This window comes from Sphingomonas sp., from assembly GCF_003248515.1.
GTDB lineage: Bacteria > Pseudomonadota > Alphaproteobacteria > Sphingomonadales > Sphingomonadaceae > Sphingomonas_I.
Genome location: NZ_QFOB01000004.1, coordinates 222,041 through 247,761 on the forward strand (window position 1 = coordinate 222,041; position 25,721 = coordinate 247,761).

26 protein-coding genes are annotated in these 25,721 nt (G+C 67.0%); 9 read left to right on the top strand and 17 right to left on the bottom strand.

The window, feature by feature from the left end:
• Nucleotides 1-9 precede the first annotated feature (9 nt).
• Nucleotides 10-2,316 carry a DNA topoisomerase IV subunit A gene (gene parC, locus DI605_RS08485; protein WP_293971942.1) on the bottom strand — a complete coding sequence of 769 codons (2,307 nt, stop codon included), beginning with the start codon at nt 2,314-2,316 and terminating at the stop codon, nt 10-12.
• 302 nt (nt 2,317-2,618) lie between these two features.
• On the opposite strand from parC, the gene DI605_RS08490 reads away from it, so the two are divergent.
• A complete protein-coding gene (locus DI605_RS08490; RefSeq protein ID WP_293971946.1) occupies nt 2,619-3,254 on the top strand; it encodes a PEPxxWA-CTERM sorting domain-containing protein in 636 nt (211 codons plus the stop codon).
• 112 nt (nt 3,255-3,366) lie between these two features.
• Here DI605_RS08490 and DI605_RS08495 read toward each other — a convergent pair whose 3' ends face one another.
• Nucleotides 3,367-3,966: a TIGR02466 family protein gene (locus tag DI605_RS08495; protein WP_293971949.1), complete on the bottom strand. Its 600-nt coding sequence runs from the start codon at nt 3,964-3,966 to the stop codon at nt 3,367-3,369.
• A 91-nt stretch (nt 3,967-4,057) separates the two neighbouring features.
• Entirely contained in the window at nt 4,058-4,981 is a 924-nt protein-coding gene (locus DI605_RS08500) for a LysR substrate-binding domain-containing protein (protein WP_293971952.1), read from the bottom strand.
• Between the two features lie 258 nt (nt 4,982-5,239).
• On the opposite strand from DI605_RS08500, the gene DI605_RS08505 reads away from it, so the two are divergent.
• Both DI605_RS08505 and DI605_RS08510 read left to right on the top strand, forming a co-directional pair.
• Entirely contained in the window at nt 5,240-5,404 is a 165-nt protein-coding gene (locus DI605_RS08505; RefSeq protein WP_293971955.1) for a hypothetical protein, read from the top strand.
• 66 nt (nt 5,405-5,470) lie between these two features.
• Entirely contained in the window at nt 5,471-7,540 is a 2,070-nt protein-coding gene (locus tag DI605_RS08510; RefSeq protein ID WP_293971958.1) for a S46 family peptidase, read from the top strand.
• Nucleotides 7,541-7,680: 140 nt separating this feature from the next.
• Here DI605_RS08510 and DI605_RS08515 read toward each other — a convergent pair whose 3' ends face one another.
• Nucleotides 7,681-9,315 carry a M28 family peptidase gene (locus DI605_RS08515; RefSeq protein WP_293972576.1) on the bottom strand — a complete coding sequence of 545 codons (1,635 nt, stop codon included), beginning with the start codon at nt 9,313-9,315 and terminating at the stop codon, nt 7,681-7,683.
• A 216-nt stretch (nt 9,316-9,531) separates the two neighbouring features.
• Between DI605_RS08515 and purC the strand changes: the two genes are divergently transcribed.
• Both purC and DI605_RS08525 read left to right on the top strand, forming a co-directional pair.
• Nucleotides 9,532-10,308 carry a phosphoribosylaminoimidazolesuccinocarboxamide synthase gene (gene purC / locus DI605_RS08520; RefSeq protein ID WP_293971961.1) on the top strand — a complete coding sequence of 259 codons (777 nt, stop codon included), beginning with the start codon at nt 9,532-9,534 and terminating at the stop codon, nt 10,306-10,308.
• On the top strand, nt 10,305-10,676 hold the full coding sequence (locus tag DI605_RS08525) for a hypothetical protein (protein ID WP_293971964.1): 372 nt from the start codon (nt 10,305-10,307) through the stop codon (nt 10,674-10,676). Before purC ends, DI605_RS08525 begins: the two co-directional genes overlap by 4 nt.
• A 25-nt stretch (nt 10,677-10,701) precedes the next feature.
• Here DI605_RS08525 and DI605_RS08530 read toward each other — a convergent pair whose 3' ends face one another.
• From DI605_RS08530 to nadA, 7 genes are all read right to left on the bottom strand, one after another.
• Nucleotides 10,702-11,721 (bottom strand): CorA family divalent cation transporter, encoded by a 1,020-nt coding sequence (locus DI605_RS08530; RefSeq protein ID WP_293971967.1) that lies wholly within the window; start codon nt 11,719-11,721, stop codon nt 10,702-10,704.
• 69 nt (nt 11,722-11,790) lie between these two features.
• Complete coding sequence (locus tag DI605_RS08535; protein WP_293971970.1) at nt 11,791-12,507, bottom strand: ribonuclease T; 717 nt, start codon at nt 12,505-12,507, stop codon at nt 11,791-11,793.
• Nucleotides 12,504-12,926: a hypothetical protein gene (locus DI605_RS08540; RefSeq protein ID WP_293971973.1), complete on the bottom strand. Its 423-nt coding sequence runs from the start codon at nt 12,924-12,926 to the stop codon at nt 12,504-12,506. Before DI605_RS08540 ends, DI605_RS08535 begins: the two co-directional genes overlap by 4 nt.
• Nucleotides 12,927-13,009: 83 nt before the next feature.
• Complete coding sequence (gene nadC, locus DI605_RS08545) at nt 13,010-13,846, bottom strand: carboxylating nicotinate-nucleotide diphosphorylase (RefSeq protein WP_293971976.1); 837 nt, start codon at nt 13,844-13,846, stop codon at nt 13,010-13,012.
• A complete protein-coding gene (locus tag DI605_RS08550) occupies nt 13,843-14,319 on the bottom strand; it encodes a Pvc16 family protein (protein WP_293971979.1) in 477 nt (158 codons plus the stop codon). Before DI605_RS08550 ends, nadC begins: the two co-directional genes overlap by 4 nt.
• A complete protein-coding gene (locus DI605_RS08555; protein ID WP_293971982.1) occupies nt 14,268-14,618 on the bottom strand; it encodes a GFA family protein in 351 nt (116 codons plus the stop codon). The genes DI605_RS08550 and DI605_RS08555 overlap by 52 nt, the downstream gene beginning before the upstream one ends.
• A 1-nt stretch (nt 14,619) precedes the next feature.
• Complete coding sequence (gene nadA / locus DI605_RS08560; protein ID WP_293971985.1) at nt 14,620-15,624, bottom strand: quinolinate synthase NadA; 1,005 nt, start codon at nt 15,622-15,624, stop codon at nt 14,620-14,622.
• Nucleotides 15,625-15,721: 97 nt separating this feature from the next.
• Between nadA and DI605_RS08565 the strand changes: the two genes are divergently transcribed.
• The gene (locus DI605_RS08565) at nt 15,722-16,342 is read left to right on the top strand and encodes a LysE family translocator (protein ID WP_293971988.1); all 621 of its coding nucleotides are present in this window, start codon (nt 15,722-15,724) and stop codon (nt 16,340-16,342) included.
• Between the two features lie 3 nt (nt 16,343-16,345).
• Here DI605_RS08565 and DI605_RS08570 read toward each other — a convergent pair whose 3' ends face one another.
• The 5 genes from DI605_RS08570 to DI605_RS08590 all read right to left on the bottom strand — a co-directional run bounded on the left by DI605_RS08570 (nt 16,346) and on the right by DI605_RS08590 (nt 21,588).
• Nucleotides 16,346-16,669, bottom strand: coding sequence for a hypothetical protein (locus DI605_RS08570; protein ID WP_293971991.1), 324 nt, complete (start codon nt 16,667-16,669; stop codon nt 16,346-16,348).
• A 13-nt stretch (nt 16,670-16,682) separates the two neighbouring features.
• The gene (locus tag DI605_RS08575; RefSeq protein ID WP_293971994.1) at nt 16,683-18,116 is read right to left on the bottom strand and encodes an MBOAT family protein; all 1,434 of its coding nucleotides are present in this window, start codon (nt 18,114-18,116) and stop codon (nt 16,683-16,685) included.
• Nucleotides 18,117-19,574 (bottom strand): SGNH/GDSL hydrolase family protein, encoded by a 1,458-nt coding sequence (locus DI605_RS08580; RefSeq protein ID WP_293971997.1) that lies wholly within the window; start codon nt 19,572-19,574, stop codon nt 18,117-18,119.
• On the bottom strand, nt 19,571-20,572 hold the full coding sequence (locus tag DI605_RS08585) for a DUF459 domain-containing protein (RefSeq protein WP_293972000.1): 1,002 nt from the start codon (nt 20,570-20,572) through the stop codon (nt 19,571-19,573). The genes DI605_RS08580 and DI605_RS08585 overlap by 4 nt, the downstream gene beginning before the upstream one ends.
• Nucleotides 20,573-20,772: 200 nt before the next feature.
• The gene (locus tag DI605_RS08590; protein WP_293972003.1) at nt 20,773-21,588 is read right to left on the bottom strand and encodes a ferredoxin--NADP reductase; all 816 of its coding nucleotides are present in this window, start codon (nt 21,586-21,588) and stop codon (nt 20,773-20,775) included.
• Between the two features lie 213 nt (nt 21,589-21,801).
• On the opposite strand from DI605_RS08590, the gene DI605_RS08595 reads away from it, so the two are divergent.
• The 3 genes from DI605_RS08595 (at nt 21,802) to DI605_RS08605 (ending at nt 24,801) form a co-directional block, all read left to right on the top strand.
• A complete protein-coding gene (locus DI605_RS08595) occupies nt 21,802-23,064 on the top strand; it encodes an MFS transporter (protein WP_293972006.1) in 1,263 nt (420 codons plus the stop codon).
• A 31-nt stretch (nt 23,065-23,095) separates the two neighbouring features.
• Nucleotides 23,096-24,106 (top strand): D-glycerate dehydrogenase, encoded by a 1,011-nt coding sequence (locus DI605_RS08600; RefSeq protein ID WP_293972009.1) that lies wholly within the window; start codon nt 23,096-23,098, stop codon nt 24,104-24,106.
• Between the two features lie 407 nt (nt 24,107-24,513).
• The gene (locus DI605_RS08605) at nt 24,514-24,801 is read left to right on the top strand and encodes a YMGG-like glycine zipper-containing protein (RefSeq protein ID WP_293972012.1); all 288 of its coding nucleotides are present in this window, start codon (nt 24,514-24,516) and stop codon (nt 24,799-24,801) included.
• Nucleotides 24,802-24,916: 115 nt separating this feature from the next.
• On the opposite strand, the gene DI605_RS08610 is transcribed toward DI605_RS08605, so the two are convergent.
• Nucleotides 24,917-25,609: a glutamine amidotransferase gene (locus DI605_RS08610; RefSeq protein ID WP_293972015.1), complete on the bottom strand. Its 693-nt coding sequence runs from the start codon at nt 25,607-25,609 to the stop codon at nt 24,917-24,919.
• Between the last annotated feature and the right edge of the window lie 112 nt (nt 25,610-25,721).

The following is a 25,721-nucleotide window of genomic DNA, read 5'->3' on the forward strand; positions in this document are numbered from 1 at the left end:
AATAATATCTCAGTCGCCCTCCACGATAACGCGCCCGAAACGATTGTCGCGCGGAAATCCGGTCGGCGGCATGCGGCCGGCCGCACCGCGCGCGGCGCGCCACGGCCCCAGATCCGCCTCGGTGCGCGTACGGCCGCTCTCGCCCCCCATTGCCCAACTGAGGCCATCGGCGAAGCGGAAGCTGATCGCATCGGAAAGGCCGCCGTCGCGATAGCGCTGGAGGCTGGCCCCCTGCCCGCGCGTCATCTCCGGCAGTTCCGTCAGCGGGAAGACGACGAGTTTCCGATTGTCCCCGATCGCGGCGACATAATCATCGGTGGCGGCGATGGGGTGGACCACCCGCAGCCTGGCGCCCTCGCGTATATTGACGACTTGCCGGCCCTTGCGCGTTTCCGCGACGATTTCCGCCACCTGCGCCACGAAACCCTTGCCGTCGCTGGCGGCGAGCAGCAGCTTTTCGGCCGGGCGCGCCGGCAGCAGGGCAACCGTGCCGACATCGCCTTCCAGATCGATCATCAGCCGGACCGGTTCGCCGAAGCCGCGTCCACCGGGCAGCTTGTCCGCCGCCAGCGTATAGACACGCCCCTGATCCGCGAAGAGCAGCAGCTTGTCGGTCGTGTGCGCGTGGAAGGCGAAGGCCGGGCCATCCCCTTCCTTGAATTTCAGCGTATCGGCGGCGGCCAGATCGCGATGACCGGACATCGCCCGGATCCAGCCACGCTGGGAAAGGATCACGGTGATCGGCTCACGCTCGATCATCGCCTCCAGCGGGATTTCGCGCGCGGGGCCCTGCTCCTCGATCGTCGTGCGGCGCCGGCCAAGCGTCGTCTGCGCGCCATAGGTATCGCGCAGCTTGGCGAAATCCTGCTTGAGCCGCGTGCGCTGGCGGGCCGGGCTCTCCACCAGCTGCTCCAGCCCCTTTGCTTCCCGATCCAGCGCGTCGCGCTCCTTGCGAAGCTCCATCTCCTCCAGCTTGCGCAGGCTGCGCAGCCGCATGTTCAGGATCGCCTCGGCCTGCCGGTCGGTCAGCTCGAATTCGGCCATCAGCACCGGCTTGGGCTCGTCCTCCTCGCGGATGATGGCGATCACGCGATCGAGATTGAGATAGGTGACGAGATAACCGTCCAGCAGCTCGATCCGGTCGGCGATCTTGGCCAGCCTGTGCCGCGAGCGGCGGACGAGCACCTCGAACTGATGCTCCACCCACGCCGCCAGAGCCTGCTTCAGCGACATGACGCGCGGCGTGCGATCCTTGTCGAGCACGTTGAGGTTGAGCGGGACGCGAATCTCGAGATCGGTGAGCCGATAGAGGCTGTCGATCAGGATCTGGGGATCCACGGTACGCGCGCGCGGCTCGATCACGATGCGGATCTGCTCGTCGCTCTCGTCGCGCACATCGGCCAGGATCGGCAGCTTCTTGTCCGCGATGAGCTGCGCGATCTGCTCGATCAGCTTCGATTTCGGCACGCCATAGGGGATTTCGGAAATGACGAGCTGCCAGGTGCCGCCCGACAATTTCTCGACGCCGCTCTTTTCCCATGCGCCGTCCGCCGCGCCCCCCGTCGAGAAACGCGCACGCACGCGGAAGCCGCCACGCCCCGTGGCATAGGCATCGGCGATCGCGACGGGGCTGTCCGCGATGATGCCCCCGGTCGGAAAATCGGGGCCGGTGACGAACTGCATCAGTTCGCGTGGATCGCTCTCCGGCCGATCGATCAGGAAGATGGCGGCATCCAGCAATTCGGCGGCATTGTGCGGCGGGATCGAGGTCGCCATGCCCACGGCGATTCCCGCGGCGCCGTTCGCCAGCAGATTGGGGAACAGGCCGGGAAGAACCTCCGGCTCTTCCTCTTCGCCATTATAGGTGGGGCGGAAATCGACGGTCTGTTCGTCGAGCCCTTCCATCAGGCGGATCGCCGCCGCCGTCAGCCGTGCCTCTGTATAACGCATGGCGGCGGCATTATCGCCGTCGACATTGCCGAAATTGCCCTGCCCGTCGACAAGCGGATAACGCAGCGCGAAGGGCTGGGCGAGGCGGACCATCGCATCATAGATGGAGGCATCGCCGTGCGGGTGATATTTGCCCATCACGTCGCCCACGACGCGCGCGCATTTCTTGTACGCCGATGCCGGATCCAGCCGGAGCAGACGCATTCCCCACAGCAGCCGCCGATGGACCGGCTTCAGCCCGTCGCGCACGTCCGGCAGCGATCGGGCCGTGATCGTGGAAAGCGCATAGACGAGATAGCGTTCGGAAAGCGCGCTGTCGAAAGGCGCATCGACGATCTGGTCGAGGGGGTCGGAGCCGGACTGCATTCCCTATCCTTAGGGTCTGATCGGCGCGGGTGGAAGCGGTGCCTCGGCGAGGCTCGCGAAGCCTCCACGCCCCTGAATCGAGGCTTGCGGATCACAAACCACATCAAAGAATAACATTCTGTAAATATATGCTTGCGTTAACCATTTCGCCTATGCAACAGCAAAATTCGTCGGTTTGCGTAGGAGTTTCTGCAGTGGCGATGTATAAACAAGCATGGTTAATGGCTGTTGTAGCCGGGGCTGCATTTCCTGCAGCGGCAACGACTGTCTATTCGGGGCACGACAATAATAACGGTGGCGTAATGTTGTCCAATCCGGTTGCGGATGCTGCCAACAGCGCGTTCCTTTCGTCGCTCACCGACGTGCGCAGCGAAAGCTTCGAAACCTATGCTTCGGGCCTGACACCCTCCACGCTCACCTTCACGGGATCCGGCGGCTCCACCACCGCCTCCCTGTCCGGATCGGGCTATGTGATCGGGCCGGCGCCGCGCACCGCCCCCTTCGATATCGGCACCTTCGCCACCGATGGCCAGAATCTGATGCAGCTCAACGGGTCGGTCTTCACGATCACCTTCGATCAGCTGGTCGGCGGCTTCGGCTTCTACGCCACGGATATCGAGACGGATGCCCAGATCATCCTGACGCTGGGAACCGGCGCGATCGAGACGTACAGCTTCAACACGCTGCTGGGCTCGGCGATCGCGGGCTCCGGCTCGGTCGACTTCCTCGGCTTCACCACGCTGGACGGCATCAAGAGCCTGACGGTGGCCCATGGCCCCGAGTCGGACGTGCTGGGCTTCGACAATTTCCAGATCGGCACGCTCGCATCGGCCGCCCCGGTGCCGGAGCCGGCGACCTGGGCGATGTTCATCGGCGGCTTCGGCCTGGTCGGCGGGGCGATGCGCCGCCGCATGCGGACCAGCGTCCGCTTCGCCTGAAGATACCCAACGAACAGAAACACCGCCGATCGCGAGATCGGCGGTGTTTTCGTATCCGCTTTCCGCGGCTCGCACTTTCCACCCGCAGGGAATTGCGCCTGCCCGCAAATGCTCAGCGATAGTTGAAGCTGATCGAGATGCGTTCGTCCTTCGCCTCGCTCGGCATCACTTCGTGTCGCAGCCAGCTTTCCCACAGGAAGATCGTGCCCGGCTTCGGCTCCGCATAGACGAAGGGCTGGAGATCCGGCGCTCCATCCGGGAATCGCGTGGGCGCGGCCATCAGCATGGCAAGCCGGGGATCCTCCAGCTTGAGCGCGCCCGATCCGGGCGGAACCGCCACGTAGAGCGTTCCGGAAACGATGCTGTGCGGGTGGATATGGCCCGAATGGACCGCGCCGCGCTTCATCACGTTCACCCACAGGCTATCCAGCTTCAGCGGCCGCCCGAGATCGAAATCGCATTCCCGCGCGAAGGAGGCGACGTGGCGATTCAGCTTGCGGACCAGATCCGCGAAGACCGGGTCGCGCTGCGGCAGATCGTCAAGCGAGGCATAGGAGGTGTATCCCCGATAGCCATGCGCCTTCGACCAGGCGCGGCCGGCGCGATCATCCTCCGCCAGCGTGCGACAGCTGTGGTGGAGATCCGCGAGCAGGGCGGAATCGTCCAGTTCGCTTTCGGAGAAGAGCGTCGCGAAGAGCCGGCGGATCGTCATGACGCGGGCGATAGGGCGGGATGCGCCGCTTGCCAACGTTGCGGGATCGGCCGCCTGCCCGCCCGCGCCGCACGGTCGAGACGGAATATGTTCACGGCGCCACGAACGCGCCGGTCGTGTCCGTACGCGCGTGGATCGCATATTCCTCCAGCAGCCAGTCCCGGAACAGTCGCACCTTGCGCAGCCGCCGTTTGGGCTCCGGATAGACGAGCCACATGCACACACCATCGAACGCTACCGTTTCGAACGGGCGGATCAGCCGGCCGTCGGCCAGTTCCGCCGTCCAGAAGGTGGGGGTCAGCAGCGTCACGCCCTGCCCCGCCATCACCAGCTGGGCCTCCAGATTCTGCGCATCGAAGCGGGTGGCCGGCGCCATCGAGGTTGCGACGGGCACGCCGGCCGCCTTGAACCAGAGATCCCACCAGTCGGCATCCGAGGCGAGGCGCGGCGCGGTCAGCAACTGGGCGGGATCGGTAAGCCCGCCCATCCGCCGCGCGAAATCGGGGCTGCACATCGGCGTGAAATGGACGCGGTGGAGAAAGTGGCAGACCATCCCCGGCCATTTCGCCGGATCGCGCCCGGTGCGGATGCCGAGATCGAAGCCCGATTTGGCGAAATCCTGCACGAAGTTGCTTGTCTCCAGCCGCAGCGCGACATCCGGATGGGCAAGCTGGAAGCGGCCGAGCCGCGGCGCGAGCCAGGCGCTGGCGAAGGACACCATCGCGGTGAGCGACAGCACCTGATCCGTCTCGGCCCGCGCGAAGCCGAACGCCTGATCCAGCGTGTCGAACGCTTCGGACACCAGCGGCGCCGCCTGCCGCCCCGCCTCCGTCAGCGTCACCCGTCGCTTGCCGCGCGTGAAGAGCGAGGTGCCCAGCCGCTCTTCCAGCATCCGGATCTGGTAGCTCACGGCCGCCTGCGTCATGCCCAGTTCATGGGCGGCGGCCGTGAAATTCAGGTGGCGCGCGGCCGCTTCGAACACGCGGACGGCGGCAAGCGGCGGGATCTGGCGCATGTTCGCTTCATCCTTTCCTCCGGCGCGCCCGGATATCGATCATCGCCGGCCTGAAACTGTTACGGCCCCCTCCCGTCCGCCGGCCGGCAGCCGGGGGAAGCCGCTTTCCCGTGGATCCCGCACCCTATCCGTAGTGATGGCGATACATAAGCCCTACTTATGCCACTCCCACAATGATTGATTGGCGCTCCTTATCGAAAGCGCGCATTCGAGCCTCGCGCCACCGGATCCACCGGATGCGCGGAAAGGAGAATAGCTATGTATCACATGAAGGATCTCGACGGACTGGCCGCGCACCGCGCCATCGCGCCCGCTCCCCTGCTCTCGTCCCCGATCGGTGCCGCCCGCGCGTTCGTGCGCTGGTGGGGTGCGCATCAGGCCTGGCCGGCCAACGAACCCGCGCAGCTCGATCGCACGCGCTGAGCGCCGCTTGGCACTCCCCTGATCGCTGATTAGGCTCCGGCCATCACGATCAGGGGATCCTGCCCAATGAAGTTTCTCCCTCCGGCCGCAGCGTTTCTCGCCGCCGCCGCATTGCCGCTCAGCGCCGCCCGGGCCGACGAAGGCATGTGGACCTTCGATGCCTTTCCCTCCGCAAAGGTGAAGGCCGCCTACGGCTTCAGCCCCGATCAGGCCTGGCTCGATCGCGTGCGCATGTCGTCCCTCCGGCTCACCGGCGGTTGTTCCTCCAGTCTCGTCTCGGGCCAGGGGCTCGTCCTCACCAACCATCATTGCGTGCGCGATTGCGCGCAGCAGATATCGACCGACAAGGCCGATTATATCGCGGACGGCTTCCTCGCCGCGACGCTGGCGGACGAGCGCAAATGCGCCGGCCAGCAGGCCGAAATCGTCACCTCCATCACGGACATGACCGCGCGCGTGCAGAAGGCGATCGGCGGTTCCACCGGCGCGGCGCTGGCCAAGGCGCGCGATGGCGAGGTGGCCGCGATCGAGAAGGAAGGCTGCACGGATCCCGCCACCGAGCGATGCCAGGTCGTCACCCTCTTCGGCGGCGGCCAGTACAAGCTCTATCATTATCGCAAATATTCGGACGTGCGGCTCGTCTATGCGCCCGAGGTCGACGCGGCCTTCTTCGGCGGCGACCCCGACAACTTCAATTTCCCGCGCTATGATCTGGATGCCGCCTTCCTGCGCATCTACGAAAACGGCAAGCCGGTCGTGACGCCGCAGCACCTGACCTGGGCGGCACGCCCGCCCAAGGAAGGCGAACTCGTCTTCATCTCGGGCAATCCGGGTTCGACCCAGCGGCTTTTGACCCAGGCGCAGATGGCCTTCCAGCGCGACGTCTCCCTCCCCGCGCTGGAACTGTATCTCGCCGAGATACGCGGCCGGATGATCGCCGAAATGGCGACCGATCCCGAGAAGAACCGGACGGGCCAGGAGCTGCTGTTCAGCATCGAGAACAGCTACAAGGCGCGCTACGGCCAGTGGCAGGCGCTGCTGGATCCGGGCTTCGCCGGCAAGCTCGCGCAGAACGAGGCGGATCTGCGCGCGAAGGTCGCGGCCGATCCGGCGATCGCGCAGAAAGTGGGAGATCCCTGGGTAGACGTCGCCAAGGTGCAGGCCGTCTATCGCGACATCTACAAGCCCTATAACTGGCTGGAGCTGCGCGCGGGCGGCTTCTCCGATCTCTATGCCGATGCGCGGGCGATCGTCCGCGCCGCACAGGAGCGCGCGAAGCCCAATGCCGAGCGCCTGCCCGACTATCAGGACAGCAAGCTCGCTTTGCTCGAAAAGCAGCTGACCGACGACAAGCCGGTCTATCCGTGGATCGAGGAACTGAGCATCGCCTACTGGCTTTCCAAGGCGCGCGAGGCGCTGACGACCGATGCGCCGGCGGTGAAGGCGCTGCTCGGCAAGGAAAGCCCGGAACAGGTGGCGCATCGGCTGGTGACGGGCACCAGGCTTGGCGATCCCAAGGTGCGCGCCGCGCTTTTCTCCGGCGGTCTCGCGGCCGTGCAGGCATCGGACGATCCGCTGATCCGATATGTGCTGGCGCATGACGGCGATGCGCGCGCGATCAAGGATCGTTACCGGTTCGAAGTGGAAGCGCCCACCACCGCCGCGCAATCGAAGCTCGCGGCGGCGCGCTTCGCGGTCTACGGCACCGATCTGTATCCGGATGCGACCTTCACGCTGCGCCTCTCTTATGGCGCGGTGAAGGGCTGGACCTATCAGGGCGTGACGGTGAAGCCGACGACGGTGTTCGCCGGCATGTATGAACGCGCGACCGGCGCGCCGCCTTTCAAGCTGCCGCCCAAGGTCGCCGCCGCCGAGCCGAGGATCGACAAGACCAAGGTGGTCGATTTCACGAGCGACAATGACATTATCGGCGGCAATTCCGGCTCACCGATCCTGGATGCCAGGGGCGCCGTGATCGGCGCGGTGTTCGATGGCAACATTCACTCGCTGGGCGGCAATTTCGGCTTCGATGGCGCGCTCAATCGCAGCGTGTCGGTCTCGACCGTGGCGGTCGAGGAAGCCCTGACCAAGATCTACCCGGCGCCGAGACTGCTGGCGGAATTGCACGCGAAGTGACCCCCTCTGTCGTGTCGGGCCTGTCCCGACACGGCAGGTATATTCGCAATCGGCTTACCCATCCCCCGGTCCCGACATGCTGGGATAAGAGTCGCCGACGGCATGCAAGCCAGAATTGGCGGGGTCGCGGGCGGAAGGAACTACTTCCGCGCCTCTGCCGTCTGAGCCCGCAGTGCCTTGAATTCGCTGCCCGCGCGCCAGTCGGGCCATGCGCGGCTGTTCGCGAGGCTCGCGCCGATGTCGTAGAACAGATCCACATCCTGTGCCGCGCCGGAGAGATCCCATTTGGGCGTCCAGTCGTCGCAGGGCTGGTGATAGCATTTCATGTAATCGGCGAGCCATTTGTCACCCGCCTTGCGGCCGCCCTTCACCAGATCGTGCCCGCCGCTCATGCCCATGAGCAGGAGAGACGGCGCGCCGCGCCGCGCGAGCGAGAAATGGTCGGCGCGAAAGAAGAGGCCCCTCTCCGGCAGCGCTTCCGGCGTGATGCGCCGATTCTGCTTCGCGGCCGCGGCCGCCAGCATATCTTCCAGTTCGCTCTGGCCGTCGCCCACCAGCACCACATCCTTCGCGCGGCCCGCCGTCTGCAACACGTCCATCGTCAGCACGGCGGTCGTCTGCGAGACCGGAAACAGCGGATGCGTCGCATAATATTCCGAGCCGAGCAGGCCGCGCTCCTCACCGGTCCACAGCGCGAAGACGATGCTGCGATCGGGCGCCGCCCCCGCCTTGAACATCCGCGCAAGTTCCAGCACGCCGGCCACGCCCGTGCCGTCATCGGCGGCGCCCTGCCGCACCGTCTTGCCCTGCGCGTCGGGCGCGCCGACGCCATAGGCGTCCCAGTGCGCGCCGTAGATGATCGTCTCGTCCGGATGGCCGGTGCCGCGCAGCCGGCCGATCACATTGTGGCTTTCCACATGGCTGATCTCGACCGGCGCATCGATGGTGAGCGATGCGCCCTGAAGCGGGACGGGTCGGAAATCCGCCCGCCGCGCCGCGACGGAGAGCGCGGCCAGATCGAGGCCCGAGCGCCTGAACAGGTCGGTCGCCGAGGCGCCTTCCAGCCATCCCTGGATCGCGACGCGCGCGTCGCCCGGCGCGCGCACGATATCGTAATTCTCCCCGCCTGGCGCGCGCACCGTATCCCAGCCATAGCCCGCGCCGGCGGTATCATGCACGATCAGCGCGCCGATCGCGCCACGGCGGGATGCCTCGTCGAACTTGTAGGTCCAGCGGCCATAATAGGTCATCCGCCGCCCGCCGAACTTGCCCGCCACAGCCTCTCCCCCGGCCGCCGCGAAATCGGGATCGTTGACCAGGAAGACGGCGATCTTGCCCTTGAGATCGACGCCCTTGAAATCATCCCAGCCGCGTTCCGGCGCGCTGACGCCATAGCCGACGAAGACGAGCGGAGCCCCCGCGATCGCGATCCGATCCGTATCGCGCACGGTGCTGATGTAGATGCCCTGCCCTTCGTCCAGCGGCATGGCGCCCCCGCCCGTATCGATCGTGACCCGCGTGCCCGCGGCCAGCTTCGTGCGGATCAGCGGCACCGACTGGAAATAGCTGCCATCAGGCCCGATCGGCTCCAGCCCGAGCGCACGATATTCGCGGGCCAGATAGAAGATCGTACGATCCTCGCCCGGCGTGCCCGGCGCGCGCCCCTGATAGGGCGATGTCGTGAGTTCCTTGACGATCGCCGTCATGCGCGCGGGGCTCGCATGGGGCGGGCTCACGCCGGAGGCCCCCTGCGCGGAAACGGCGGCCGCCGTCATCGCCATCGTGATCCCAGCCAGCCTGTGACGCATGCGATACCTCCGGGTCACGCCGCACATGCGCCGCACAACGCATCGGCGCCAGCCCTTCGTTGCGGTAATCGGTCGCTTCGACTATATGACGGCGGTTCGCCCCGCACGCGTCGTATTCTACGCCGCGAGCGGGGCGTTTCGTTTCGACGCACTTTTTCGTTTCGACGCACCTTGGGGAACCGAATGTCCCGTCGCCGCCAGATTTACGAAGGCAAGGCCAAGATCCTGTACGAGGGTCCGGAGCCCGGCACGCTGATCCAATATTTCAAGGACGATGCGACTGCGTTCAACGCGCAGAAGAAGGGCACGATCAGCGGCAAGGGCGTGCTGAACAACCGTATTTCCGAGCATGTCTTCACCTTGCTCGGAAATATCGGCGTGCCGACCCACTTCATCCGCCGCCTGAACATGCGCGAGCAGCTGATCCGCCAGTGCGAGATCGTGCCGATCGAAGTGGTGATCCGCAATGTCGCGGCGGGCTCGCTCTCCAAGCGCCTCGGCCTGGAGGAAGGCTTTCAGCTGCCCCGCACGATCATCGAATATTATTACAAGGATGATGCGCTGGGCGATCCGCTCGTCTCCGAGGAGCATATCGCCTGCTTCGGCTGGGCCAGCCAGGACGAGATGCACGACATCGCCGATATGGCGATTCGCGTGAACGATTTCATGACCGGCCTTTTCGCCGGCGTCGGCATCCGGCTCGTCGATTTCAAGCTGGAATTCGGCCGTATCTGGGAAAACGATTTCAGCCGCATCATCCTGGCCGACGAGATCAGCCCGGATGGATGCCGCCTGTGGGACATGGCATCGGGAGAAAAGCTCGACAAGGATCGTTTCCGCCAGGATCTCGGCGGCGAGGTCGAGGCCTATCAGGAGATTGCCCGGCGCCTCGGCCTCATGCCAGAAGGCGAGAATACGGTGCTGGACATGGCGGAGCATCGCAAGAATCGGGGGAAATGATGGGCGCAGGCGTACGGCTGATCGCGATGATGACCTTGCTGGCCTCCGCCGGCATGGTGCGCGCAGCCCCGCCGGCCGAGGCGAGCGCAGAACAGGTCAACCTGAACTGCGACGCCATTTCCTATCGCGGCACGATCGATGCCAAGACGATGAAGATGCTGGAGCCGGCCCACGATCTCGACAAGGTGGCGACGATCCTGAGCAAGGCCGGCTACGTCTTCGATCGTGGACGTGGCATGCTCACCATCGCGCTCCCGCCCAAGACGAGGGCCGAGATCGACGAACTGCCGCCGGGCGAGCCGATCGTGCTTCCGTCCAAGGATGGTGGCGTGGTCTGCGTGCTCGTGCCGAGTTCCGACTCGGTCTAGATCCGCCGCCCGCAGCAGAGGGCGTCTAGCGCCGTATCAATCCCATCCGCCTGAGCGCCAGCCAGGTCACCCCCGAGCAGGCGGCCGCCGCGATCGCCGCCAGCAATGTGCCGCCCGCGCCCCGCGCGAAGGGCAGGCCGCCCGTGTTCATTCCGAAGAAGCCCGTCACCAAAGTGGCCGGCACGAAAAGCGCGGTCACCACGGACAGCAGATACACATTGTGGTTGGTCCGCTGGCTCGCCTGCAGATCCAGCTCGTCGCGCAGCAGGCGCAATTGCCCCTGCACGGCGATGATTTCCCGATCCAGCGCCCCGAGGCGTGCGCTTTGCCGCTCGATCAACGCCGCCAGATCGGGCGGCAGGCCCGGCTCTCCTTCCAGGCGGTGCAGGGCCGTGCGCATGCCCGCCGTGATCCGGTGGAGCCGCGCCGAAAGCCGCCGCATGCCGACGAGCAGACGCGTGTCGGGCGTCCCCTCGTCGGCCAGGATCTGATCCTCCAGCGCCAGCTGCTCGGCCAGCAGCATGTGCGTGCGTTCGGCCACGAGATTGCCGAGCGTGGCGAAGACGAGGTCCAGCGCCGTGCCGCCATCGAGCGGACCGGACGAGGCCAGCAGCCCGCGCAACGTATCCGGCGTCCTGAGCGGGCGGTGGCGTCCCGTGACGAGCAGGCCATCGCGATAGGCGAGCCGCAGCGCGCCGATCCGCCCCGTTTCCACCGCGTTGAAGTCCCGCTCCAGATCGGGAAGGATCAGCACCATCGCGCCGCCCGCCCACCGGCCTTCCGGGCGGGTTTCGATATCGGTGAACAGATCGGCCGCCGCCGCCGGCAAGCCGGCCTCCCGCGCCACCCAACGGACACTGCGCCGATCGCACAGATCGAGATGGATCCAGCGGAATGGCGCGTCGGCCGGCGGCTCGACATGATCGACGACGAGCCTGTCGCCCTCGCTCCAGCAACTCCAGATGATGCCGGGCTCCACCAGCGAAGCCGCGATCGGGACGAGATCCGTCTCGTCGTTTGTCTCGGGATCCAGCGGCCGGCTCATGGGCCGCCATCCTAGCGCAACTTCATGCCCCGCGCAGGCCCCCGATGCCGCCCCCGTGCGGGCGCCGCTTCAGGCCCGGCCGCGCCAGATGCGGACACGCTCGTTGGGCTGGCCGCCGGGCGCCTTGCAGCTCGTCTGGCGCAGGCGCGTATCGAGGCAGATCCACAGCTCCTCCAGCCAGCCCTTCCGGTTCACGTTGAGGCGAACCATATCGGGCGTCATGCCGGGATTGGCGGCAGCCACGGCGCGCTGGATCGATCCGCGGCTGGTGGCGCCATAGGAAAGCGCGCGCAGGTTCGGCAAGTTCAGCCCGTCGAACAGCCGGCGGGCATCCGCGAAATAGCGATCGGGATCATAGCCGGGCATGCAGGTGCCGTGCTTGGCCCATTCATGCTGGGCAAGCTGGGCCGAGGGTGTCGCGCAATAATGGGCGCGAAGCGTGGCGGCGGGCAGCGGGCGGGCCGGCGCGCACCATTGCGGCCAATCCCGTCCGATGCCATCCGGCCACAGACCGTGAAGCACGAAGCCGCTCTTGCCGGCCCCGGCGCGGCAATCCAGCGAGCCCGCGCCGCTGCTGCCCCCCTTGCGGCAATTTTCGGCGAGCCAGATGATCGAGAGCGTATAGCCGCCGATCGGCAGCACGCGCCGCGGCTCACGCTCGCTGGCGCCTTCCTCCGCGGGCGCGGCGAGGCGCTGTGGCACGGAACATAGCGGGGCTGCCGATGCCGATGCCAGCGGGGCCACGGTGGCCGTTACGGCCCAAGCAACGATCGACAGCCGCTTCATATGCGCTCCCTTCCCATCCACGCCCTCGCGTCGGGCCGCAGCAATATCGCGGCCCCCGCCGCCTGCAGGAAAATGCAGATCGCCGCCAGCATTCCCTGCGCGCCCGGCACCGCCTCCCGCTCGCCCGCCATACGCGCGATCATCACCAGCGCCCAGGCGGCCAGCAGGAAGACGATCCCGCGCGCGATCCGGCTGCCCGCGCGCGACACGAGGATCAGCACGCTGAGCTGGATCAGCAGGGTGAGCATGTCGATCAGGAGAAGGCCCAGCCTCGGCTCGACGCGCAGCGCCGCGAAAAGGCCCGAGGCACGATAGGCGGCAAGCGTGAGGGGCCAGGCGATCACCATATTGACCGCGCCCAGCATCAGCGCCGCGATCCAAAGGCGCTCGAACAAAAGGATGGAAGGCGGCCGCGACATAATCCCCCGAAGTCTCGAGGATAACGACGGAGAGGCCCGCGGCAAACCTTGGTGTCAGCTTGCGGCACCCGCCGGATCGCGCCCTAGACGGCCTCGAAATCGAGACCGATATCCACGGCGGGCGCCGATTGGGTGAGTCGGCCGACCGAAATATAGGTGACGCCCGTCTCCGCGATGGCGCGGATCGTATCGAGCCGCACGCCGCCGGACGCCTCGGTCGGAACCCGCCCCGCGACAAGCGCCACTGCCTCGCGCAAGGTGGGCGGAGCCATATTGTCCAGCAGAAGGTGCGTGGCGCCATGGGCGATGGCGGGCTCGATCTGATCGATCCGGTCGCACTCCACGATGATGCTGGCGATTCCGGCATCGCGGGCGCGCGCCGTCGCCGCGCCGATATCGCCGGCCACCGCGACATGATTGTCCTTGATCATCGCCGCATCCCACAGGCCCATGCGATGATTGGCCCCGCCCCCCATGCGCACCGCATATTTTTCGAGCAGGCGCAGGCCCGGAATCGTCTTGCGCGTATCCAGCAGGGTGGCGCCCGTGCCGGCAATGGCATCCACATAGGCGGCGGTAAGCGTCGCCACGCCCGAAAGGTGCTGGACGGTATTGAGCGCCGATCGCTCGGCAGTCAGCAGCGCGCGCGCATGCCCCTCGATCCGCATCAGCACCGTGCCCGCCGCGACGCGATCGCCATCCGCCACCGGCATTTCGATCGCCACATCCGGATCGAGCGCCCGGAAGAAGGCTTCGGCCAGCGGCAGGCCCGCGATCGCGATCGCCTCACGGCTCGCCATCACGCCGGAAAAGCGCGCTTCGGCGGGGATGACGGCGGCGGCGGTGATATCACCGGATGGCCCCATGTCCTCGGCCAGCGTGGCGGCGACGAAGGCGTCGAGGTCGAAGCCAGCGATCATGGGGCGGAAACTCCGGAAACGAGAATGAGAAAGCCGGGCCGACGGGCGACGCCATAAGAGAGCCACAGGTGTGAAAGCATGTCCGTCTCCGCATCCTCCAGCGCGATGCGGAACGCGGCCTCCTCCGGCTCCCCGCCATCCGCCGTCAGAACGGGATGAGCGTGGACGAGGGCAAGCGCGCGATCGAGCAGATCCCCATCCGTATCGGCCGCGCTGACCAGATAGGTCAGCCGCAGCGCCAGCGGGGGAGCCGTGCGTGGGCCGCCTGATATGCGCGCGTTGCGGGCAGCCTGATCGCTCGCGATCGTGACGAGCGACAGCGTGAGGACGCGGGCGGGCGCCGCGCCCGGAGCGCCGGTGGCCACCGCCGTCCCGCCGCCACCCAGAAGTGCGGACAGCGCCGCCGTCGCGCGCGCGGTCGTCAGAACGACGCCCCGTTGATCTTCCTGATCGTCAGCGCATCCGGATCGCAATCGGGCACGCAGCGCAGGTTCACCGCGCGCATCTCCGCGCCGCTCGGCCCCTGCCCCTCGGCGAAGGCCTGCGTGCCGCAGGTCTTGCAGAAACGATGCCGCAGCTTGTGCTGGTTGAACATGTAGGTGACGAGGCTCTCCTCGCCCGCCGTCAGCGCGAACTGGTCGGCGGGGTGGAAGGCCAACAGGAAACCCTTGCGGCGGCAGTGCGAGCAATTGCAGCTGATCGCCTCGGCCGGCAGCTCCGCTTCGACGCGGAAGGCCACGGCCCCGCAATGGCAGCTTCCCGCATAGGCCATGTCAGCCCGCCGTCGCCGTCACCGGCCGGCCCAAATCGCCCTTGCCAACGCTATGGGCGGCCATTTCCAGCATTCGATCGAGCGGCCTTTTGGCGGCGAGGCGGGTTTCCTCGTCCATCTCGATGCGCGGGTTCAGATCGCGGAGCGCCAGATAGAGCTTTTCGAGGCTGTTCATCGCCATGTACGGGCACATGTTGCAGTTGCAATTCCCGTCCGCGCCCGGCGCGCCGATGAAGGTCTTGTGCGGTGCCGCCTTCTGCATCTGGTGGATGATGTGCGGCTCGGTGGCGACGATGATCGTGTCGGCCGGCGAGGACAGGGCAAATTCCAGGATGGCGCGCGTCGAGCCCACCTGATCGGCATAATCGAGAATATAGGCCGGGCATTCCGGGTGCGCGGCGATCGGCGCATCGGGATATTGCATCTTGAGCTTCAACAGCTCGGTTTCCGAGAAAGCCTCGTGGACGATGCAGGCGCCCTGCCACAGCAACATGTCCCGCCCGGTCTTCCGGTTGAAATAGGCGCCCATATTCTTGTCCGGCGCGAACAGGATCTTCTGGTCCTGCGGGATCTGCGCGAGGATCTTCTCGACCGAGGACGAGGTGACGATGATGTCGCTGTGCGCCTTCACCGCCGCGGAACAGTTGATATAGGTCAGCGCCAGGTGATCCGGGTGGGCGGCCCGGAATGCCGCGAACTGCTCCGGCGGGCAGCTATCCTCCAGCGAACAGCCGGCGGCCATATCGGGCAGCACGACCGTCTTCTGCGGAGACAGGATCTTGGCGACCTCCGCCATGAAGCGCACGCCGCAAAAGGCGATCACCTCGGCGTCCGTCTCCGCCGCCTTCTTCGACAGATCGAGGCTGTCTCCCACGAAATCCGCGAGATCCTGAATCTCCGGCACCTGATAATAATGGGCGAGGATCACGGCGTTGCGCTCCTTGCGCAGCCGATCGATCTCGGCGCGCAGGTCCAGGCCGGTCAGGTTCGTCACGGGGGCGTTCACGGGCATTCTCCTCGACGCGCGAAATAGGGATCGGGAGGGCGTTTGTCGAAGATTCTCGGAGGCGTTTTGCACAGGGGCCAGCTATGGCGTGGGCGCCATGCCCCATCTTCCCACCCTCGCGGCGATCGCCGGCGTCTATTTCGCGATGGTCGCGAGCCCGGGGCCGAACTTCCTCGTGGTCAGCCAGCTCGCGCTCAGTGGGCGCACGCGCCTCGGCGTCACCGTCGCGGTGGGTGTCGCCACGGGATCGCTGATCTGGGCCACGCTGGCGATGATGGGCGTGGCGGCCCTGCTCGCGCGGGCGGGCCATCTCTACGATCTCATCCGGCTGGCCGGGGCGGCCTATCTGATCTGGTGCGGGATCAGGCTCGCCTGGAATGCGCGCTCCGCCGTCACGGCGGCGCGTGCCGTGCCGGTGCCCACTTCCTATGCGCGTGCCTATCGCGCCGGGCTGATGACCAATCTCACCAATCCCAAGGCGGGCGCCTTCTGGACGAGCGTGTTCAGTTCGATGTTTCCGCCGCACGCGCCGGTGGGCCTGTTCGCCGCCACTCTGGTGGTGGTCGTGACGATCTCGGGCGGCTGGTATGCACTGGTCGCGATCGGGCTGGCGACGGATCGCGTCCGGCGGCGCTACCTTGCCCTGCGCCGCTGGATCGATGCGGCCTGCGGCACGCTGATGATCGGCCTCGGGCTGCACCTCGCGGCGAACCGCTGAGGCTTACGGCGCGGGCGGGGCCGCCTCGTCCGGCTGCTGGCCGCCGAAGCGGGCATTTTCGGCTTTCTTCCATTGATCGTGCAGCCAGGCGCGCGGCCTGCCGACGCCCACCGCCTCCGTGAATTGCAGCCAGCCTTCGGTGGCATCTGCCAGGCGCGCCTGAACGGGGCCGGGCGTCAGATCATTGGCCCAGTCGCGCAGGGATACGGCGTTGATCGCCAGCAGAGCCAGCGCGGCGATGGCGATCACGCCCGCCGCCCAGCCCAGGCCCGGCGCGTCGACGGGATCGTCGGGAAGATCGATCGGCGAAGGCGTCTCGCGGGGCATGCTCGATCTCCCGTCAGAACTGATAGTAGATGAAGGGCGCCACGCCCTCGAAGCGCATCGCATCGATCATCATGATCGTGATCGCCACCAGCAGCCCCAGCGCGGGCACGGGCAGCCAGCGCAGCTTCAGCGCCAGCCGCTGCCCCAGATCGCCGGGCGCGAAATGGAAGCTCATGCCCAGCAGGATCAGCGCGACGGCCAGAGGCGTCACCACCAGTTCCGCGCCCGCCATCCCGCAGCCGATCAGGCCGCCGAGAAAGGCCATCGCCTGCGCGAAGCTTTCCGCGCGGAAGAAGATCCAGCCGAGCACGACGATATGGAAGGTGAGGATCACACCCAGCAGCTTCGGCAGGCGCGGCGCGCCTTCGGGCCGATGGCGATCCCAGATCCGCTCCAGCGCCAGCACGCCGCCGTGCAGGCCGCCCCAGATCACGAATGTCCATTTCGCGCCATGCCACAGCCCGCCCAGCGCCATGGTGGCGAGCAGGTTCACGCACTGGCGCGCGAAACCCTTCCGGTTGCCGCCCAGCGCATCGATATAGAGATAATCGCGCAGCCAGCTGGAAAGGCTGATGTGCCAGCGCCGCCAGAATTCCTGCAGGCTCGCCGCGCGATAGGGCTGATCGAAATTGAGCGGGAAGCGATAACCGAGCAACGCCGCGATGCCGATCGCCATGTCGCTATAGGCGGAGAAATCGCAATAGATCTGCACCGCATAGCCATAGGCCGCCGCGACCAGATCGATCGCCGTGTGGCTGGCCGGATCGAAAAAGACCGGATCGACCAGCCCGGTCGAGATTTCGGAGGCGACCACCGCCTTCTTGAAAAGGCCCCACACGATCAGCACGAGGCCCATCGCCGCCATGTCGCGCGTCAGTTCGGGCGTGCGGCGGAACTGGGGCAGCAGATCCGATCCGCGCACGATCGGCCCCGCGACGAGATGCGGAAAGAAGGACATGAGCAAGGTGATGTCGAGCAGCGATTCCGCCGGGATGCGCCGTTTGTAGACATCGATCAGGTAGCTCATCCCCTGGAAGGTGAAGAAGCTGACGCCCACCGGCAGCACGATCTGCATCAGCGGCATGTCCCGCGCGAAGCCGAGGCCCGCCAGGATCGCGCCCAGCTGCTCCAGGAAGAAATCATAATATTTGAAGAGGCCGAGGATCAGCAGATTGGCGACGACGCCCGCCAGCATGATCGCCTTGCGCGTGCCGCCTTCCTCGTCATCCTCGCCCGTATCGACGCGCTCGATCAGGCGCGCGGCGCCCCAGTTCAGGAAGGCCGATGCGATCAGCAGGGCGACGAAGCGCCAGTCCCACGCGCCGTAGAAGATCCAGCTCGCCAGCAGCAGCAGGATCTTGCGCCACTCATTCGATCCGCGCGCCGCCCAGGTGACGGAAAAGACGAGAAGGAAGAAGAGCCCGAAGGTGAGTGTCGGGAACAGCATCTAGCGCGCCGAGGCCCCGCTCGCACGATCGAGATCCGCCTGCAGGCGATCGGCGATCTCCTTGCCGCCCGCCTTCGTATAATGAACATAGTCGCCGCGCATCAGCGGCGGACTGGCGCGCGTCCAGCGCATCGCCGTGCAGCGGCCGCCCATGCGCCCCTCCCAATCCCAGAAGGCGACGTGCAGCGAAGTCGCCACGCGGCGCTGCACATCGCGGATCACCGAAAGGCCGGCCGGCGGGAAGAGCGGATTGCGCGAGGTTTCCGGCGCGCGCGCGGGAAGCGGCTGCACCACCGCCCCCGGCGGATAGATCGGCTTGGGAGGCGTCGTGGGCTGGGCCAACGGTTGCGACGGGAGCTGGGGCTGGGACTGCCCCGTCTCGGCCGCCTGCGTGACGCCCAGATAGGAACCGAGCCGGGACATCGCCGCCGCCAGCCCGCTTCCCGAAAGCGCGGGTGGCGGCGGGGGCGGCGCCGCGACGACGGCCTCCCCCCCCTCGCGGCAGGCGCTGCTGTCGCCGCCCGGCCCGTTGGCGAGCATCTCGCTCCGCCGCGTCAGCGCATCGGGCGCGCCGAGCAGCAGGATCGGCACATTGCCCGCCAGCCTGCGGATACGGCCGATCTGGCTGCGCAGGATCGCTTCATATTCGAAAGGCGACACCCGCGCCGAAAAGCCTTCGTTCGTGCCGAAGGCGATCACGATCAGATCGGGATCGTAGGTGTTGAGCTCCTCGCTCACCACGCCATCGTCCGTGCGCCCGAAATGCACGAGCTGCGATCCCACCACGCCCACGTTCGAAACGACGATGCCGCCCTGATCCAGGAACGTGCCCCAGGAGGTGAGCGTCACCGGGCCGCCGTCCGTCGTGATGTCGACATGGGTCTGCGGGCTCTCCGCGCGCAATGTGCGGCATTCCGCGCGTGGAGAAGGCGAAGCCCAGCTCAGCCGGTCGCTCTGGTCCCCCATGCGCACGGTGAGCGCGCCCGCCCCCGGCCCCGCCATCGCGCAGAGGACGACACGGTCGAAACGCTCCGTCGCCTCTGCATCCAGCGCCATCGTCGCGCCGTCCCTGCGGCTGGTGAGCGTGTAGGCCGAAAGGCCGAGCGGCGGATGGCCATCGCCCCAGCCCTTTCCGAAATCGGCGGCGATGCTCCAGTCCGGCGACATGGATGCGGTGATACCCCGCGTGAGATAGCCGTCATAAGGGCGGCCCGGCGCCATCACGCCGCGCCCGCCACTGCCATAGCGCCCTTGCAGCGCATCGCGCCACGCGCCCGAGATCATGTCGCCGGCCGTATGGCTGTCGCCGATCTGGAGGATGTGCAGCGGTCTGCCCTTCTGGGCGCCCGGCGCGCTTGCCCGCGCCAGCTTCGTGAAGAAAGGCTGGAGGGCCTGCGCGTTCGCCAGCCCCTCGCCCGTGCCGAGCGCGGCGGCGGCCGCCATCATCAGGCCGATCATGATTGCGGGCGGTCCGGCGTCGTGGCGACGGAGGGAGCGCCCTGCTGCTGGCGGGCGCTCTCGGTCGCCTCGCGGATACGCGCGGCGAGCGGCTTCGTGATGCGCAGATAGCCGTTCATCGACATGTGAACGCCATCATTGGCGCGCAACAGCTTCGGCGCGCCGGTTTCGTCCGGATAATAAGCTTCATACTGGCCCTGGGCATCCACGGTGAGCGGGCGGATATCGACGAAGGGCACGCCGAGCCGCCCCATAAGCGAACGATAGAAAGCGTTCATCGCATTGGTATCGCTATCGAAACCATGATCGCGCATCACCGGCAGGCCAACCCAGTAGACCGACGCGCCATGCCGCCGCAGCATCGCGACATAGCTTTCCACGCGCCCGCCGATGATCGATTGCCAGCGGCTGCTCATCAAAGCGCCGCACTTGCCATCGTCCCCGCACACGCCCTGCGCGTCGTTCGCACCGAAGGAGATGACGGCGATGTCGACAGGCTGATCGCCCAGCCGGCCTTCGTCATGATTTTCGAGGTTCAGCCGCTTGTAGCGGGTGAAGCCGGTCGATTGCTGGCTGTATTTCTCGACGCGATAGCCCTGGCTCGCCGGCAGCAGCCGATAAAGGCCGGACCAGACGCCGTCACCGAAACTGTCTCCGAACACGCCGATGCGGATCGCGCGGCCCTGGCGCACGCTGCTTTCCAGCCCCGGCTGCGGCTGATCGTCGGCAATGGTGACGGGCACTTCGGGCGGCGCCTGCACGGGAACAGGCTTGGCTTCCGTCTGCTCGGCAGGCTTTTCGGGTTCCGGAGCGGCCGGATCGGTCGGCGGCGGGGGGGCTACGGCCGGCGGAGGCGGCGGCGCGGCCTCTGGGGCGAGGACGACGGATTGCTGGCTCTGGTTGCCCGTGCCGAACGCATAGCCGATCGCCGCCCCGGCGGCGACGCCGAGAAAAAGGACGGCGGTTCGATCGAGAAGCAGGCGCACGGGCGACACCATCCCCGACTGCCGCGCGCACGCGCGCTTTGCAAGGCGGGATACAGCGGAAAGCTGTGGATGGAGTCGCGCAGGCGATGGGCTGCCCTATCCACCCGTCGCCCCGGGCGCGCTCCGGGCTCCGTCGCGCGAAAGTTGAAAGCCGGACGGAAGGCCACGCGAGGGAGCGGATCCCGGACCAGGCCCGGGATCACGAAAATGACTCAGCCGACGAAGGCGCGCTCGATCACATATTCGCCCGGCTTGGCGTTCGATCCCTCCGTGAAGCCCGCCGCATCCAGCAGGGCCGCCGTTTCCTTGATCATCGCCATCGATCCGCACAGCATCACGCGATCATGTTCGGGATCGAAGCGCTGCGGGCGATCCGGATCGCCGGCGAAGATCGTGCCATCGGCGATCAGCTTGTCGATGCGGCCGGAGGTGTGGAACGGCTCGCGCGTGACGGTCGGGATATAATGAAGCTGGCTCCGCGCGAAATCCTCCACCAGCGGATCCCCCGCCAGCTTGTTGTCCAGCTCATCGCGATAGGCGAGGTCGCTCACCTTGCGCACCGAATGGACGACGACGACCCGCTCGTAGCGATCGTAAATGTCCGGATCGCGGATGATCGACATCCAGGGCGCCAGACCGGTGCCCGTGCCGAACAGGAACAGGCGGCGCCCCGGCAGCAGCGCATCGGCGACGAGCGTGCCGGTGGGCTTGCGGCCGAGGAAGATATCGTCACCTTCCTTCACCTGCTGGAGCTTGGAGGTGAGCGGGCCATCCTCCACCTTGATCGAGAGGAATTCCAGTTCTTCCGCCCACGAAGGCGAGGCGACGGAATAGGCCCGCAGCAGCGGCTTGCCGTTGTCGCCCATCAGCCCGATCATCACGAACTCGCCCGAGCGGAAGCGGAAGCTGGCGGGCCGCGTCAGCGTGAAGCTGAACAGATGCTCGTTCCAGTGACGCACCGACAGCACCTTTTCCACGGTGAGGCTGGCAGTGGGCTCGAGGGGCTGGAGCATGGCATGGGCGGACATTCAAACGGCCTTGGCAGATAAGGGAAGGGTGATGCCTCTAGGGCAGGCTGCGAGCGGATCGCAACTCGCGATGCGCGGATCGTGTGAAGAATTGCTTGGCCGTGGGATAGGCGGGACGGATCGAGCGGGCCATCTCCGCCCGATCCGGCTCTCCTTCAGGATCGAATCGGGGAAGGCTTGCCCCGCTTCGCCCCCCGCGCCAAGGGGCCGGCCATGACCGCGCCCTCCCCCGTCCGCCCGAAGCTCACGCTGGCGCTGCTCACGCTCATCTATGTCGTGAACTTCATCGATCGGCAGCTCGTGGGCATTGTCGGCCAGCCGATGAAGGCGGAGTTGGGGCTCAGCGATATGCAGCTCGGCCTGCTCGGCGGCGTGGCCTTCGCGCTTTTCTATACGGTGCTGGGATTGCCCATCGCGCGGCTGGCGGACCGTGGCTCGCGCGTGGCCATCATCGCGATCAGCCTCGCCCTGTGGTCCGCGATGACAGCGCTGTGCGGCATGGCGGGTGGATTCGGCGCCCTGCTCGCCGCGCGCATCGGCGTCGGGGTGGGCGAAGCCGGCTGCGCGCCGGCATCGCAGAGTCTCGTCTCCGATCTCTTTCCACGGGAAAAGCGCGCGACCGCACTGGCACTGCTCTCGCTCGGCATCCCCGCCGGCATGCTGATCGGCGCGGTAGCCGGCGGCTGGGTCGCGCAGACGCTGGGCTGGCGCGCCGCCTTCCTCGCGCTCGGCCTGCCCGGCGTGGCACTGGCGGGCATTGCCGCGCTGCTGCTTCGCGAGCCGCGCCGGACGAGCCCCGTGGCCGAAGCGCCCTCGCTCGCCGGCGTGGCGCGCGCCCTCGCTCGCCGCCCGGCATTCCTGCACATGATGGCGGGCGCGACGCTCGCATCCTTTGCCGGCTATGGCCTGACGAGTTTCGTCGTGCCGCTCGCCGTGCGCCGCTTCGATCTCCCGCTGGGGGTGGCGGCGAGCGGCTATGGCCTGATCGCGGGCTGTGGCATCGGCGCCGGCATCGCGCTGGGCGGCTGGCTGGCCGACAGGCTGGGAAGGAGCCGCAGGGGCGCGCCGGGGATGGTGGCGGCCGCCGGCATGATCGTGGCCGCACTCCTGTTCCAGATCGCCCTCCTGCAGGAAAGCCCGCTGGCGCTGGCGGCCGTCGGGCTCGTCCCGCTGCTCGGCGCGCATCTCTATTTCGGGCCGACCTATGCGGTGACGGCAAACTGCGTGAGCCCGCGTGAGCGGGCGACGGCGGTGGCGATCCTGCTGATGGCGATGAATGCGATCGGGCTGGGTCTGGGCCCGCTGGCGGTGGGCGCACTGAGCGATCATTTCGCGGCAACAGGCCTTTCCCCCGGCGATGCTCTGGCGCGCGCGCTGCGGCTGGACGTGATCGTCTATGTCTGGGCGGCGATCCATTTCCTGTTCGCCGCGCGGGCGCTTGCGCGCGACTCCGGCTACGACCTTCGGCACGCTTGACCATCGGCGTCCGCCGGGCCTAGCGGATCACATGTCCGACGCGCTTCGCTCGCAGCCCCGGCCGCTCCGTCCCCGCGTGTTCGTCACGCGCAAGCTGCCCGACGGCGTCGAGCAGAGGATGGGCGAACTTTTCGACGTTGCGCTGAACGATGCCGATCTCGCGCTCGATGCGGCCGCACTCGCCGCGGCGACGCGCGACGCGGATGTGCTGGTGCCCACGATCACGGACCGGATCGATGCCGCGCTGATCGAGGCGGCGGGGCCGTCGCTCAAATTGATCGCCAATTTCGGGGCGGGCGTGGATCATGTGGATCTGAAGGCCGCCCGCGCGCGCGGTATCGTCGTCACCAACACGCCCGGCGTGCTGACCGAAGACACGGCCGATCTCGCCATGTCCCTGATCCTGGCGCTGCCGCGCCGGATCGTGGAAGGGGAGCGCGTGGCGCGTTCCGGCGAGTGGAAGGGCTGGAGCCCCACCGCGATGCTGGGGCATCGCATCGGCGGCCGCACGCTGGGCATCATCGGCATGGGGCGGATCGGCCGGGCAGTGGCGCGGCGCGCGCAGGGCTTCGGCCTGAGGATCGTCTATCATAATCGTCGCCGGCTGCCCGCCGCGATCGAGGAGGAACTGGGCGCCACCTATCTTCCGAGCGCGGACGCGCTGATGGAAGCGGCGGACATCGTCTCCATCCATTGCCCGCTCACCGCCGAAACCCACGGGCTGATCGACGCGCGCCGGCTGGGGTTGCTGGGCACGCAGGGCTATCTGGTCAATATCGCGCGCGGCGAGATCGTCGATGGCGAGGCGGTGATCCGCGCGCTGGAGAATGATGTGATCGCGGGCGCGGGGCTCGACGTGTTCGATCATGCCCCATCGATCGATCCGCGCCTGATCGCGATGGAAAATGTGCTGCTGCTGCCGCACATGGCATCAGCCACGCACGAGGCGCGCGCGGCGCAGGGCGTGAAGGTGATCGCCAACATCAAGGCCTGGGCCGATGGCCATCGGCCGCCCGATCAGGTGCTGGAAGGCTGGGTCTAGGCCGGATCGACTTCGGCTTCGCGCGGACATGTTCCAGCGCCGTCTATCCCGACACAAGCCCTATAGCGAAGACGAAATGGCCTCTCGAAGGATCAGGACGACGGGGCTCTGCCGTTCGAGACGGGAGTGCGATGGGCGGCGCGCCGGACGCGGGAGACGGGATACCTGCTCTCTCCGCCGCCCCCACAATCAGATGAACGGCGGGCAACCGGGTGTTCAGCCCCGATTCGGACGAATCACGTCAGAAAGGCAGCATCGATCGGGCGCTCCGCAAAGGACATTCGGACGATAAGGAACGGCACGGCGAAGAGGGTGGATCCTTTGGGTCGGATGAACCCAGGATAAAGGAACCGGTCACTCCGTCCGCCGTTCACGGGAAACAAGTTTCGCAAGAAAGGGATGTTGTCATGAACCGTACCGGACTCATCGCCGGCGCCGTTGCCCTCTCGGTGGGCCTGGGCGCTCCGGCTTCGGCCCAGAATGCCAATCAGATGCTGAAGGGCACCGCGATCGGCGCGGGCGCGGGCGCTCTGGCGGGCGCGATCATTCCCGGCATGTCGGTGGGCACCGGCGCCCTCGTCGGTGGCGCGGGCGGTGCCGCCTACACCGCGCTGAAGAAGAATCGCCACTATTATCGCGACAGCCGTGGTCGCCGTTACTACGTGAACAAGAACGGCTATCGCGTTTACAAGTAAGCGATATTCCTGCCGCATGGCGGTAAGCGGGGCTCCGGCAGCGATGCCGGGGCCCTTTCTTGTTGGGCCATGGCCCGCCGGCGCTCAAACATCGCGCTCCGGGCGCAAGGCGGGCTCAGAAACCCGCCAGCCACTCCCGGATCATCGATCTTCCCACCTCCACCGCGCGTGGCCCCAGCGCATCGTGATCGGCACGGATCGTCACCGGATCGGTGCCGGCCGAGGTGATGTAGGGCGTGTCGTTCAGCCACGCATCGATGCGCGGATCCTCGCCCATCTCCGCGTGGAATTGCAGTGCCAGCAGGCGCGGGCCGCGGCGGAAGGCCTGATTGGCATAAGCCGGCGTCTCGGCGAGCCGCTCGACATTATCGGGCAGCTCGAACGTATCGCCATGCCAATGCAGCACGGAGGCGCCCTCCAGATGGCGCAGCGGCGAGGCCGCGCCGGCATCGGTGAGCGCGATCGGCGCGAACCCCACTTCCTTCACCGGCCCGGCAAAGACCGGCGCGCCGAGTGCGGCCGCCATCATCTGGCTGCCGAAGCAGACGCCGAGCGTGGGCCGGTCCGCCTCCAGCCGCCGGGCGAGCCGGCGAAGCTGGCAGGCGATCCACGGATATCGCGCCTGTTCATAGACGCCCATCGGGCCACCCATCATGATGACGAGATCGGGATCGACCAGATCCACCGAGGAAAAGGCCGGATCACCCACATCGACCCGATCAATCGCATAGCCCGCCTGCTCGATCGGCAGGCGATAGCCGGCGACACCCTCATAGGGGACATGTCGGATGATGAGCGCGCGCTTCATGGACGCGCGAGCTTAGAAGGCGCGCGGCGAAAGTGTCACGAATTTATCTTGAGGGCGCAAAAGCGCGAACCGGACATGTCCGGCGGATCTCCGCCCGTCACGCCGGAGCCAG